The sequence below is a fragment of the Pedosphaera parvula Ellin514 genome (genome assembly GCF_000172555.1).
In the GTDB taxonomy this organism is placed as follows: Bacteria; Verrucomicrobiota; Verrucomicrobiia; order Limisphaerales; family Pedosphaeraceae; genus Pedosphaera.
In genome coordinates this window covers 1-12,592 of record NZ_ABOX02000002.1, presented here as the reverse complement: position 1 = coordinate 12,592, position 12,592 = coordinate 1, and the positions used below count along the sequence as shown (strand labels likewise).

Below are 12,592 nucleotides of genomic sequence, written 5' to 3'. Positions count from 1 at the left end.
GAGGAACATTGGGTTGTCGCACCGCAAGGTAACAGCAGAGCTCTTGAAACTGATAAAGCAGTTGCGTTTGGTCGATGGCATGACCTTGGAAGAGGTTTCGTTAATGACCGGAATTTCTCAGGGACGGATCAGCGTCCTGTGCCGGAAGGATTCTCCTCTGCCTGTCCCTAAAATTGACAGGCATGTTTTCGAAGTCCTGGTCCAGCGGATTCAAAAATGCTCAGCAACAGGTCACCTCTCCCAGACGCAAGCTGAGGAATTATTGAGGGCAGTCAAAAAGGCGAATCCGAACTCGGAACCTCTGGTAGAAAATGGAATCGTTTGAGAGCAGAATCGTTTTTAATCACATTTATTTTCCTCCTACATAATTCTTATTATGAGCAATAGTCATCTCATTTCCCCTACGGAGGCTTCCTTTCTCAATTTGAAGCAACTGCCTGCCTGCCTAAACCCTGAACAAACAGCCGCCCTTTTGGGTCGTCGTCCTGAACACATTCCCATCCTGGTGGAGGGCGGCTTTCTCAAACCCTTGGGGGACCCACCAAAGAACGGGGTCAAGCTTTTTGCAACCTGTGAGCTGAAGGAAAAAATGCAGGATGTAAAGTGGTTGGATCGTATCAACCGTCACCTGAGCCGTCATTGGCAACAGAAGAACTCCAAGAAAAAACAAGGGCACGGCGACAGCGTTTTGCCAACCGAAGAGGCGATGTCCTTGGGCATTGCCCACGTTCCAGTGGTGACCAGTTCCTGATGAACCCTGCGGAGGTGTTGGTTGGTATTGCTCTGTCTCATCCAGCAGCTTCCTATGGTCTGAAAAAGTCGCATTTCCTGCTAACCCAACTGAGATTCAGAGGGGTTGGGCAGGAAATGCGACGCTGCTACATCAACTTTCTCCAGCCAGTGTTTTCATTGGCATTGAGCCTCGACAGATGGTGACGGCGCAGGTGTAGAACTGGACTCGCCGGCCGGGACGGATTTGAACTCCACCGCCACGATCTTCCCGGGATCGGCTTTCCAAGTCTCCAGCGACGGCAGAACTAACTCAGCGCCCTTGGAATAATACCGCGCCATCGCCTTGCTGTTATGCCCCAAATTGACCTGCGCCCAGCGTTCCGGGTAACCCGCCTTCTTGGCCCTTTCGGCCCAACTGTAGCGATAGGAGTGAAGGGTCACGCCAACGATGTTCAACCCCTCGCACCGTTGTTTGAATTCGGTCGCCCGGTCCCCTGCCCGCACTGTCTGCAGATAAGGAAATAGATAACCCTTTGCGGGCAGGTTTTTAAGCAACTGCTCCAAGGCGGGGCCGATGGAAACCTGGGGTGGCAGCTTTCCCCTGCCCCCAAGTTTCATGCGTTCGTAGCTGATGATCTTTTTCGACCAATCGATGTCCTCCGCATGCAAGTGGGCGAGATCAGATTGGGAAGCTCCGGTATGCCAGGCCATGGAATAGAAGGCGCGGCGCTCGGGGTTGATTTCCCGCTGGATGATCTTTTGGTGTTCGTCCCAGGTGATGGCTCGCTTTTCGCCATAAACCGGCTTGGGCCATTTCTTTTTCACCAGCACCGGGGCCAGGAGCCAGTTCATGTCCAGGGCGAAATTGTGCAGTCGGCGCAGGTAGACATTCGTTGAGACGGTCCCCTTGAGCAGGGCATCCAGGAAATGTTCGGCACGGGTCTCCATCAAGGGTTTCTTCCAGAGGAGCGCCAGCGCCTTGTCCTTGGCCACCGAGTCCCATCGGTTCTTGGTTTCCCCGGTTTTGGTGGCGACGATGGACTGCATCACCTCCTGCCAGTTGCGGCTGACCATGGCGGGGTCACTGGCCACAACATAGGTGCGGGCGATCTGCAGGTTAATGGCGGGCTGGAGATGGGCCTCGCGGTGCGCATGCAGCAACCGCTCGGCCGTCATGGCGTCGGTGGTCTGCAGGCTCGTGCGCCTGCCGGTCTCCACGTCCTCCAGGTAGTAAACGCCACCCTTCCCTTTGGTTTGCTTGTCGCGTCGATATAAACGGAACCGTGCTTTCATTGGTCATCTCAGTTTCAAGTGAGCATAACCCGGGTCGATTCCGCCGCGTTAAAGGAGAGTGGACCGATAAAGTTGGATTAACCTGGAGGGTGTCCGGATTAACTTTTTACTCACAGTTCCACACACACTTTGGTGATTTTTCCTCCAAAACCCCAATGAAATTGGGTGGAGGCGAGGGTCGGAATTGAACCGACGCATAAGGCTTTTGCAGAGCCCTGCCTTACCACTTGGCTACCCCGCCACAACTTCGTAAAGATTAATTGAGACTCGCCAAGGCGCAAGTCTTTACTTTCACTTCAACCAATAAATCCCAACTGCTTACGCCTGCCCCACAACTCCTTCGGTTTGAAAACCCCGGCCGGCGTGATGATGCCCGTGATCAACTCCGCTGGCGTCACGTCAAATCCCGCATTAAAGGCACCACTCCCCGGATTCGCCACTCGAACATATTCGCGTTTGCCCTTCCCCGTGATGCCCCAGGCTCCCAGCACTTCACTCTCGTGCCGCTCTTCGATCGGGATGTCAAAACCTGACTTCATATCCCAATCAATTGTCGAAAGCGGAATCGCTACGTAAAATGGAATCCCATGCCTCTTCGCAAGCACCGCCTTTGTGTACGTACCGATCTTATTCGCCACCTCCCCTGTGCGCCCCAAAGTCCGATCGCTCCCCACAATCACCATGTCGATGTGCCCGCGCTGCATCAAATGCCCAGCCGCATTGTCAGCAATAATTTGATGCGAGATTCCCTGCTGCGCCAATTCCCACGCCGTCAGTGTTGCCCCTTGCGAACGCGGCCGCGTTTCATCGCAGAACACGTGAAACTTCTTCCCCTCCGCCTGCGCCGCATACATCGGGGCTGTCGCGCTTCCGATGTCCACAAACGCCAGCCAACCCGCATTACAGTGCGTCAACACCTTCATTCCCGATCGGATCAACTTCGCCCCATGCTTCCCAATTTCTTCACAATGCTGCACGTCGTGATTCGCAAACTCTTCCGCCGCCGCCAACGCCAGGGCCTGTTGTTCTTCCACCGTTTCCCCGGAGTTCATCGTAGCGCGAACATCATTCATCGCATTGACCGGATCCACCGCCGTTGGCCGCGCCGATTTCAGCGTGTGATAAACGATCTCGACATGCCGCTCAAACTTTTTCAAATCCTTCCCGCGAAACGCCCGCGCTCCTTGCGCCAGGCCATACGCTGCCGTCGCTCCGATCGCCCCCGCTCCCCGCACGATCATATCCGTTATCGCCTTCGCGGTTTCCTTGAAATCCCTTGTGCCAATCACCTCGAACTGATGCGGCAGCAATCTCTGCTCGATCAACAAAACCGAGTTCTTTGCTGTATCAAAGGCTACTGTGCGATAATGATTGGTGCGCCCGCGAACTGTAACGTTCATGAGATGAAATTAATTGCGCCTTCCCGATAACTCAACGGTGATTACTTTTGTTGCCCCTTCAGCTTCCGGACCGTCGCACGAATGTTTTTGTAAAGCGGATGTTGCCGCAATTCGCTTAAGTCCGGGTCCTGTGAAAGCCATTTAAAGTCCCGATAACCCAGGTTCAATGCGCGTTCCAACGCCGCCACTGCCTGGTTATAATTTCCCGTCAACGTATAGCTGCAGGCCAGATTATAATGGATCAAGGCATCGCTTGGGCGAAGTTGCGCCAATTGTTCATCCACCCTCAAGCCAGCCACAAACTTCCCACGGCGCGTGTAATCATCCCCCAAAATCTGCAGTGCCTCCACGTACCCGGGATCCCGCCTCACCACGCCCTCCATGAAACTGATCTTCACATCGAGTTCCTTCTCCTCCTCGCGTGTCATTTTCTTTTTGACCAGATTTTTTTCGGGCATACGACGCTTTGGATTGTTCTCAACTGCAATCTCTAAGTCAAGTTTTACTCCGCTTTTTTCATGCCAAATCGCTTCGGCGACCATATTTTTGTTCCCTCTTCTCTCCGAACTGCGTTTAATCCCCTCCGCCAAAGGCTTTTCTGCACGTCCTTTGGTAATTAGACGCTCAATATGAATTGTTTTGTCACCGGCGCCTCTGGTTTTATTGGCGCCAACCTTGTCCACGAATTGGTCGCTCACGGCCATCGTGTCAAGGCATTGCTGCGTCCCAATGCCGACCTCCGCGGCCTCCAAGGCGTTGATTTCGAACGCGTCCCCGGCGATGTCTCTGATCCTTCCACCTACTCCACCGCCATGCGCGGCTGCGATTGGTGTTTTCATGTCGCCGCCAGCTACCATCTCTGGCTTCAAGACTATGCCCTCATGTATGCCGCCAACGTCGAGGGCACTCGAAACATCATCCAAACGGCTGCTGAAGCCGGCTGCTCCCGCATAGTTTATACCAGCACTGTTGGCTGCATCGGCTTGCCCAGGGAAATCAATGGCACCGTCGTCCCCACCGACGAATCGACTCCCGTTTCCGAAGCCCAGATGAGCAACCATTACAAGCTCTCCAAATGGCGTGCCGAAGTCGTTGCCCATGAACTCGCCGCCCAAGGCGCACCTGTTGTCATCGTCAACCCCAGCGCACCCATCGGCCCGCGCGACGTCAAGCCCACGCCCACCGGACGCGTCATCGTCGATTTCCTTAATCGCCAGATGCCTGCCTACCTTGATACCGGGCTCACTGGGTTCACGTCCACGACGTCGTTGTTGGGCACATTCTCGCCGCCCAAAAAGGCCGCATTGGCGAACGCTACATCCTTGGCAACGCCGAAGGCAACTGGACCATGAAACAAGCCTTCTCCGTTCTTCAGGAAATTACCGGCATTCCCGCTCCCAGGTTCCAAGTCCCTTACGCCCTCGCCCTCTTTGCCGCCCACATCGACGAAACCAAATCCCGATTCACCCGCAAGCCACCCAAGGCCCCCCTCGCTGGCGTTCGCATGGCCCAATACAAAATGTTCTTCAACCCCGCCAAAGCCATCCGCGAACTCGGTCTCCCTCAAACTCCTCCCCGCCAGGCCCTCGCCGACGCCGTCCAATGGTTCCGCCATCACGGTTACGTCAAAAAATAAATAGTTTGCAGATCTGTCCATTTTTCTCCCTTTTGCTTCGGCTGCTCGCAGACACCTCTTGGCTCGCAATCGTAAAAAAAATTGATCGTCATCCCGCGTCTCACTCCTACGTTTCATTCGACCTAAAAAATAAAAAGAAGTGCCGTTAACTGCCGTTAACTCGTGTTAGCTCGAGATAGCTCGTGTTAGCTCAAGGTCATCCAGCCTGTAATCGCTAACGGATAAATCCAATCCGCTCCCATCAGCAACGCAACGCACACAACCGACTCCCTTCAAAGACTGAATACGTGAAACTGCATACTCTCCGTTATTCATGGTCGCATTCTGCACCCGGGCGATGGACATACGCTGTCCATCCCCTCAAATATCTTCCTTTGACCATCAGCCACTAACGCCAAGACGCGAAAAATTCCGCAAATTCTTTGCATTATCTCACCCCTTTTCCGCCCTCCTTCGCTGCTTCACAAACGCTTCAATTTCCCCCATCACGCGCTTCTGCTCCGCATCATCCACCTCCCCATTCGGCTTCACCCGCACTCCCGCCGGCGGTATCGCCTCCACGCTGACGGACTTCGGAATCTTCAACTCCTCCAGCTTTGCCATCGACCCAATCGACACCGTCACATACGCCCGCACCTGCTTGGCGCGATTCAACACCTGCAACTGCAATGGATGATCCGTCTCAAACTCCGGGGTTAAATAAACAATCAACTCCGGCAAAGGCACACCCCCGTAAATCGCCAGCAACTCATTCAGAATCTTCACCTCCCCTCGATAAGAAAACTCACTATGCCCCAACATCGAATATCCAGCATACCGCGCCGGATGATTCACCAGCTTATTCAATTCCGCCGGCCACTCCGGCTGCGAAGTCACATTCGTCCCGTACTCGAACCGTGCTCCGAGACAAGCCTCCTCAAAGGCCACCATCAGCACCAATCCCAATAAAATTAATAAAGCTCTCATACCTCATCAGACGTGAGGATGCATATTGATGCTCCCGAAAAACTAACTTTTAGCTGAAACTTTACCATCCAACTCAAAAACGCATTCCCTCTTGGTTACTCCCTCCACTGAATCACTCCAACTCCATTTCACCGCTTGACGCCCCACGCCCCCGGACTCATCCTTTCACAACCAACTGACCCATCATTGACCAATCCATCAGTAGGACCCATCTATGAAATTACTCCTCACCACTCTGCTCTCCCTCGCAACCGCATCCCTGCTCCACGCCGCAGCGCCCTCGGACGATTACAACTTCGACGGCGCCACCCACAACCTCCAATGTATCTCCCTCAATAAAAGTTCCGTCCCCATCTACGACGGTGCCGGCAACCAACTTGGTCTTGTCATCAACAACAAACCCAACTCCACCTGCAACAATTCATCCCTCAGGTTCCAGGGCATGGAAGCCCTCACCGTCGCTGGCCGTACCTATTACTACTGCTGGGGCGTCGGCGGAGTCGACGGCCAGTCCGGCCATGTTTGGATCGCCGACATGACCAGCCGCCCCACCATCGACCCCAACGCTCGAGGCGGTTCCGGCGGATTGTTCAATGGCCGTTCCGCCCCTGATATCATTCTTCCCAGCGGAACCACCAAATCCTACTTCATCAACCCGCAACCCATTCCTGCCGCCATGAACTATATCGGACCCAGCACGGGCCAATATTATTCCTACTCCAATTACGGAACCCCAGGAGCGCCTTACGGAACCAACTACACCAACCTGAGCTGGAGCTGGATCAACAAAACCGGCGGCGGCATTGTCCGTTGCATGCTTATGACCAATGAAGTCTTTTATCCCAGCGATGTCTCCACCATCACGATCAATTCCTACGACACCAGCGGCACAGTCAACGGCTCCGTAAAAGCCATGTACGGTTCCATCTGGAACGGCGATCAGCGCATCTACGGCTGGATCGTCCATTCCCACCACTACGGCAGCACCTACGTCGAGCACATCATCTGCCGCACCTGCCAATAGATCAGATATCAAAAAATATTTCCGACCGCTGGATGGGGTAAAACCACTTTGCCCCATCCTCCCATTCTCAAACTTCCGCCAGTCGAGCCCAGAACCTCGTCACGCTTCCGGCTGCAAAATCGTGACCCATATTTTACCTCAGCACCCTTGAGTTCTTTAACTTGAATTAAGCGTTTTTCTGCCGCGCTCATTGTCCCATCCGTCCCACCAACAACCCTCGACGGCAATCGCGCAACTGCGCCTCCCAAACCTCCGAACTTTCACCCACCACTCAATCGCAATTGAAAAAATCCATCCATTCTGCCATCATCCCTTCAATCACTACCGCATCCCGTCTATGAATCCTTCATCTTCTCCATCGACCGACGCCCACCCCAACAACTCCAACTCTGTTTCACGCCGCGACTTCCTCTGGCGCACCAGCGCCCTCGCCAGCGCTGCCGCATTCGGCCTCCAACAAACCGTCCACGCCCAACAAAAGCCCATCCAAGGATTCGAAAAAACCGCCGACGATCCCACCGCCTCCAAAGGCTGGCAGCCCATCTCTGATCGCAAAATTCGCGTCGGCATTGTCGGCTACGGCGTCTGCCAATTCGGTGCAGCCTTCGGTTTCCAGAATCATCCCAATGTTGAAATCGTTGCCGTCAGCGACCTTCTCCCCGACCGCTGCACCAACCTCGCCAAGGCCTGCCGCTGCGCAAAAACTTATCCCTCACTCGAAGAACTCGTCAAAGACGATAAAATCGAAGCCGTCTTCGTCGCGACCGACGCACCCAGTCACGTCAAACACTGCGTCGAAGTCCTCAAGCACGGCAAACACGTCGCCAGCGCAGTACCCGCAGCATTTGGTTCATTGGAGGAAGCTGATCAACTCTTCCATGCCGTCAAGGACAGCGGCCGCAAATACATGATGTTCGAAACCTCCTGCTTTCACGAAGACCTCTACGCCATGCGCCAACTCTACAATGCCGGCGCCTTGGGCAAACTCCTCTACTCCGAAGGCGAATATTATCACTACATGGAAGAACCCATCGCCTCCTACAATGAATGGCGCGTCGGCCTGCCCCCGCAATGGTATCCCACCCACTCCAACGCCTACTACAATTGCATCACTGGCGGCAGTTTCACCGAAGTCTCCTGCGTCGGCACACCCAGCCTCGTCAAACATTTGATGCCGTCGAACAACCGTTACAAAAATTCCTTCGGCACCGAAGTCGCCCTCTTCCGCACCAGCGAAGGCGGCACCTCTCGCATGGCTGTGAGTTGGGATACCCCCGGCTCCGGCGGAGAAATGGGCCGTGTCCGTGGACAAAAAGGCTCCTACTACGGAAAATACGAAGGCCTCGAAAAAACACTTCCTGACCTCAAGCGTCCACCACTCCCACCCGGCGTCTCCCCTGGGAGCCACGGCGGTTCCCACGGCTACCTCATGAACGAATTCGTCACCGCCATCCTGCAAGACCGCAAGCCCCTCGTCGACATCGTCATGGCCCTCAACCTCACCGTCCCCGGCATCATCGCCCACCAATCCGCCCTCAAAGACGGCGAACTCCTAAAAATCGCCCAATACAAAATTTAGAACCGCAATCCACCGTCAATCTCTCTCCAGGATGTAATCTCCCGCGCGAGCCGCCATCTAAGGTGGGGCGAGACTCTGTCGAGCCCTGACATCGTCCACGATCCCGATCCCTTCCAGGCGCTTGGTCCGCGTACGCGACCACGGATCACGTATCACGCGCCAGCAATCGTTTAAATCGGTGGAATGAGGCTTCGCCCGAATTCAAACCCCGTCGGTGATCCTACTCAGCCCATCGAGTTCATCCGCGGACGCGGTCACGATTCCAACCCCATTCATTCCACACCGTTCCTTCGTGTCGAACTAACGAGACTCTAACTTCCCGCCGCAACCAACCCCACTCACCGGTGTTCCACCTTTAACCGCCATGCAAATCACCATCCACAAAACCCTCTTCGAACTCATCACTGGCGACATCGCCGACCAGGAAACCGATGCCGTCGTCACCGCCGCCCATTGGAAACTCAACAAGGGCTCCGGAACCGATGGCGTCATCCACACCCGCGGCGGCCCGCAAATCTACGAAGAATGCCGGCGCATCGGCGGTTGTCCCATCGGCGACGCAGTCATCACCACCGGTGGAAATCTCAAAGCCAAACACGTTATCCATGCCGTCGGTCCTGTCTGGCGCGGCGGCGATGAACACGAACCTGAACTCCTCGCCAGCGCCTACCGCCGCAGCCTCGAAGTAGCCACCGAGCACAAACTAAAAAGCATCTCCTTCCCCTCAATCTCCACCGGCGCGTTTGTCTATCCAATCAAACTCGCCGCCCCCATCGCCCTCAAAACCATTTGCGACTACCTCCAAAAAGAACAGCACACATTAGAATTCGTCCGCCTCGTCCTCTACACCCGTGAAGACGATAAAGCCTTTTTGGTTTATGAAAAGGCATTGCAAGAGTTGCTGGCCAATCAAAACTAACGTACCCGCCGCAATATAAACGGGCTTAACACAAATAAGGCCTTCCCCTAAAAACTCATCAAAAATTTCCCTGTAACGCTCCAGTTCTTCATCTGGAGGCCGCTTGCACTTCCACCTCGGCGATGCCTCCAAAAATTTGGACTGCCCACTCATCATCATCATCTGCGCCGTCGTTTTTCACTTCTCGTCTGCTCCACCCATTGAGCCCGCCAGGCAGGCGCTTCAAATGGCTCGCCAAAATATTGCGTTTCGTGCGCCACCTTGCCCTCCCGGAATATCATCATGCTAACCGTGTAAATTGGACCATCAGTGTAGGTGATGATGTACTCGGTGACCCAGAGATCGCCCCGCCCGTGCAACCCCAGCACGGCAAAGCCGGCCGGTTTTGCCGGATGATGACTGCGAAGCGCCTGCAGATTGCGCCGCCCGTGAATCCGTTCACCCGATTGAGGATAATCGCAGATGGCATCGTCCCGATAAATATCGTGCTCTGCTTCCAGGTCGCCCTTGGCGGACGCAATCCAATGTTGGTCCAGTGCTGCATGAACCTGCTGCTCTTCCGCAGTTTCAATCCCTGCCCGCCCGATTTCCGTGGAATTCGTCATTTCGTTAACTCCTTTCTTCCTGAAAGCCCAAGCCATTTTGGGGTCTTCTTTAATACCAGGGCCGCTGGGCTTAATAGCTGCCTACCAAACCGGCACCGCCCACGCCAAGGCACACACACTCCTCTTTCTTCACTTGAATTTGCCCACCGTTCCTCAGCCACCACAGACGCTAAATGCGATTTCCCGGATGGCACCTTATTCACATTGGAGGACCAACCCGCAGCCTGCAAAGGGAGGTTTTCGCCCCACCGAATCCACACTCTCTTCCTCACGAGCCTGGCAACACCCGCGAAGAGCCAGCATCGCCACCTAGGCTGTATTTCAAAACGAATGTCAAAAAAGGGTTGTGCTCTGATGAGAAAACCACCCGTGATGGCAATCCGCGCCATAATGACCAATCAACCATGCGCTGCCAGACGTAGTCACCCTCTCCCTTTGCGCATGGGAGAGGGCGGGGTGAGGGAAGATGCGCCCGGACTCCGCGCCGCCTCGGGTGACTCCCACGCCCCCAAACCGATGAGGGCGGCCAATAGCTCGCTCCGTTTCCGACATTCATTTTGAGAAATGTTATAAAGCCGATGCCGATAAGCCGCCTATCGCTTTTCCTCCATGTCTTGCATCTCCTTAACGGCCCAATCTCCTCACCAAATCATCCAACGACTCATACCACTCCGGCGCACCCTTCCCTTCATCCCAAAGCTCCTTGAGCTCCGACTTCGTCCGAATCCGCTGCCGCACTGCCAACGCCGTCGGCACCAATTCCTGCACCTCTAAATCTTGATGCCCATCCACCCAATCCTTCACCCTTTCCGGAAGCTTGGCCAATGGATGTCCCTTCAACGCCGCCACAACCTCCGCTGCAGCGATCGCTTCACAGCATTCGCCCGCCTCCAGATATTCCTCCCCAGTCTCCGTCACCCGCTCAAACGCTGCCGCAATCACAGATGTATCCGACGCCTCCTCCAGGCCCCAAAGCCAGTCGAGTGCAGTGTCATTATCAAAAGGTCCAAAATCCCAGGCTCTCATAATTTAATCTCCAGGCCTCAAGGTCTTTGAATTGAAAATAGAATGCAGCCACCCTTTCGCCTGCCTTTTCTGCCAGGCCAGTTCGCTTCGTGTTTCCATCTCAAAGGAACCCACGCCAGCAATCGCGCGACATCAGTTCCAGTTGCCTGGCTCAAACGCACCCGCGCAAACTCAGGTATATATATCCCAAGTTTGCGCAGGAATGCGCTGCATCCGAAGACGCAGATGAATCAACGCTGAATTTATTGCAAGGTTCCACCCAAACTCTGCCATCCAGCCCAGTTTCCACTGCTGTAATAGGTATGTTGCAGAGAGTTATCAGTTCCTCGACAGAAGACATCAAGGCGTCCTGAACCCCAGGTGGAGATGGCAGGATCGGAAGTGGCATTGCCACCCAAATCTTCAAAACCGCCACTAGGCAGCCAGCCTTGTCCGGTGATGTAATATTTATGGTAGATGTGGTTTTGGCCACCGCGAACAACCACGTCAATTCTGCCGGAACCCCATGAACAAGCCGCCGGGCCGGACGTTAATGTGCCGCCTAAACTCTGAGGTGCGCTCCAGTTTCCTCCGGTGTAGTACATATGCCAAAGGGCATTGTCCGTGCCCCGATAAAAAACATCGAGCCGGCCAGGAGACCAGGAGCAGATCCCCGGTTGTCCAACCGCCGTGCCGCCTAAATCTTCGAAACTGCCGCTGGGCAGCCAGCCGGTGCTGCTGTTGAAGTATTTGTGGTAGATATGATTTTGGCCGCCCCGGGCCACCACATCAATACGACTGGTGTCCCACGACACGGCTGCCGGGCTCGAGGTCAAACCGCCGCCCAAGTCTTCCCAATGTGGATCGGGAAACCAACCTGCACCGTTCCAGTATTTGTGTTGCAAACTCGAATCCGTTGCGGCGCAGAAAGCATCCAGTCGGTTAACGCCCCAGGAGGCGATTCCCGGCCCGTAGCTGGAGACACCGTTGAGTCGTTCAAAACCACCACTGGGCTGCCAATTCGAGCCATCCCAATATTTGTGATAGATGGCATCGTTTCCGCCTCGGACTACTACATCGATGCGATTGGGTCCCCAGGAAACGGCCGCCGGTCCGGGAGCGAAGGAACTGCTGCCGTTGCCGTCAATCACCATGGTCGAGACGAAGGAGGCAGAATCCCCGTCGAATACATCCACATCCACGCTGCCGGATATCCCGCAAACTGAGCCGCTGCTACTGTATTGCCAGGCGTTCCATTTGTTCCAGACATCGCAACTACCGCACGTACTCCAGGGGCTTCCGGACTGGGAACTTTGACCGTTGTAATCGGCAATCCATGGAATCCATTCGGACACGCTGCTGTTGAAGCTGCAGGCGCTGCATGAGCTGGTATAAAGAACAGGCTTGACCGTAACACCTTTGGCGGCGGCATT

Annotated in this window: 13 protein-coding genes and 1 tRNA gene; 6 read left to right on the top strand and 8 right to left on the bottom strand. The window is 54.8% G+C overall.

Annotation, left to right across the window (positions count from 1 at the left end):
• Positions 1-376: 376 nt before the first annotated feature.
• Positions 377-751 (top strand): hypothetical protein, encoded by a 375-nt coding sequence (locus CFLAV_RS01420; protein ID WP_007412798.1) that lies wholly within the window; start codon positions 377-379, stop codon positions 749-751.
• Between the two features lie 155 nt (positions 752-906).
• On the opposite strand, the gene CFLAV_RS01415 is transcribed toward CFLAV_RS01420, so the two are convergent.
• From CFLAV_RS01415 to CFLAV_RS01400, 4 genes are all read right to left on the bottom strand, one after another.
• Positions 907-2,025: a tyrosine-type recombinase/integrase gene (locus CFLAV_RS01415; protein WP_007412796.1), complete on the bottom strand. Its 1,119-nt coding sequence runs from the start codon at positions 2,023-2,025 to the stop codon at positions 907-909.
• Positions 2,026-2,191: 166 nt separating this feature from the next.
• Positions 2,192-2,266, bottom strand: a tRNA-Cys gene (locus tag CFLAV_RS01410).
• Between the two features lie 55 nt (positions 2,267-2,321).
• Positions 2,322-3,425 (bottom strand): S-methyl-5-thioribose-1-phosphate isomerase, encoded by a 1,104-nt coding sequence (mtnA, locus tag CFLAV_RS01405; protein ID WP_007412795.1) that lies wholly within the window; start codon positions 3,423-3,425, stop codon positions 2,322-2,324.
• Positions 3,426-3,466: 41 nt separating this feature from the next.
• Positions 3,467-3,883 carry a TPR end-of-group domain-containing protein gene (locus CFLAV_RS01400; RefSeq protein WP_150107213.1) on the bottom strand — a complete coding sequence of 139 codons (417 nt, stop codon included), beginning with the start codon at positions 3,881-3,883 and terminating at the stop codon, positions 3,467-3,469.
• A 171-nt stretch (positions 3,884-4,054) separates the two neighbouring features.
• On the opposite strand from CFLAV_RS01400, the gene CFLAV_RS01395 reads away from it, so the two are divergent.
• Complete coding sequence (locus tag CFLAV_RS01395; protein WP_202796820.1) at positions 4,055-4,777, top strand: NAD-dependent epimerase/dehydratase family protein; 723 nt, start codon at positions 4,055-4,057, stop codon at positions 4,775-4,777.
• Complete coding sequence (locus tag CFLAV_RS37305; RefSeq protein WP_202796819.1) at positions 4,774-5,061, top strand: Rossmann-fold NAD(P)-binding domain-containing protein; 288 nt, start codon at positions 4,774-4,776, stop codon at positions 5,059-5,061. The genes CFLAV_RS01395 and CFLAV_RS37305 overlap by 4 nt, the downstream gene beginning before the upstream one ends.
• Before the next feature lie 432 nt (positions 5,062-5,493).
• Here CFLAV_RS37305 and CFLAV_RS01390 read toward each other — a convergent pair whose 3' ends face one another.
• Positions 5,494-6,027 carry a hypothetical protein gene (locus CFLAV_RS01390; protein WP_007412790.1) on the bottom strand — a complete coding sequence of 178 codons (534 nt, stop codon included), beginning with the start codon at positions 6,025-6,027 and terminating at the stop codon, positions 5,494-5,496.
• Between the two features lie 214 nt (positions 6,028-6,241).
• Here CFLAV_RS01390 and CFLAV_RS01385 point away from each other — a divergent pair, with 214 nt between their 5' ends.
• From CFLAV_RS01385 to CFLAV_RS01375, 3 genes are all read left to right on the top strand, one after another.
• The gene (locus CFLAV_RS01385; RefSeq protein WP_007412789.1) at positions 6,242-7,051 is read left to right on the top strand and encodes a hypothetical protein; all 810 of its coding nucleotides are present in this window, start codon (positions 6,242-6,244) and stop codon (positions 7,049-7,051) included.
• Between the two features lie 337 nt (positions 7,052-7,388).
• The gene (locus tag CFLAV_RS01380; protein ID WP_007412788.1) at positions 7,389-8,630 is read left to right on the top strand and encodes a Gfo/Idh/MocA family protein; all 1,242 of its coding nucleotides are present in this window, start codon (positions 7,389-7,391) and stop codon (positions 8,628-8,630) included.
• A gap of 364 nt (positions 8,631-8,994) precedes the next feature.
• The gene (locus CFLAV_RS01375; RefSeq protein WP_007412787.1) at positions 8,995-9,549 is read left to right on the top strand and encodes a macro domain-containing protein; all 555 of its coding nucleotides are present in this window, start codon (positions 8,995-8,997) and stop codon (positions 9,547-9,549) included.
• A 158-nt stretch (positions 9,550-9,707) separates the two neighbouring features.
• On the opposite strand, the gene CFLAV_RS01370 is transcribed toward CFLAV_RS01375, so the two are convergent.
• From CFLAV_RS01370 to CFLAV_RS01355, 3 genes are all read right to left on the bottom strand, one after another.
• The gene (locus CFLAV_RS01370; RefSeq protein ID WP_007412785.1) at positions 9,708-10,154 is read right to left on the bottom strand and encodes a hypothetical protein; all 447 of its coding nucleotides are present in this window, start codon (positions 10,152-10,154) and stop codon (positions 9,708-9,710) included.
• A 624-nt stretch (positions 10,155-10,778) separates the two neighbouring features.
• Entirely contained in the window at positions 10,779-11,180 is a 402-nt protein-coding gene (locus CFLAV_RS01365; RefSeq protein WP_007412784.1) for a DUF4259 domain-containing protein, read from the bottom strand.
• Between the two features lie 242 nt (positions 11,181-11,422).
• On the bottom strand, positions 11,423-12,592 hold a 1,170-nt coding region (locus CFLAV_RS01355), incomplete at its 5' end, for a DUF8189 domain-containing protein (RefSeq protein WP_007412783.1).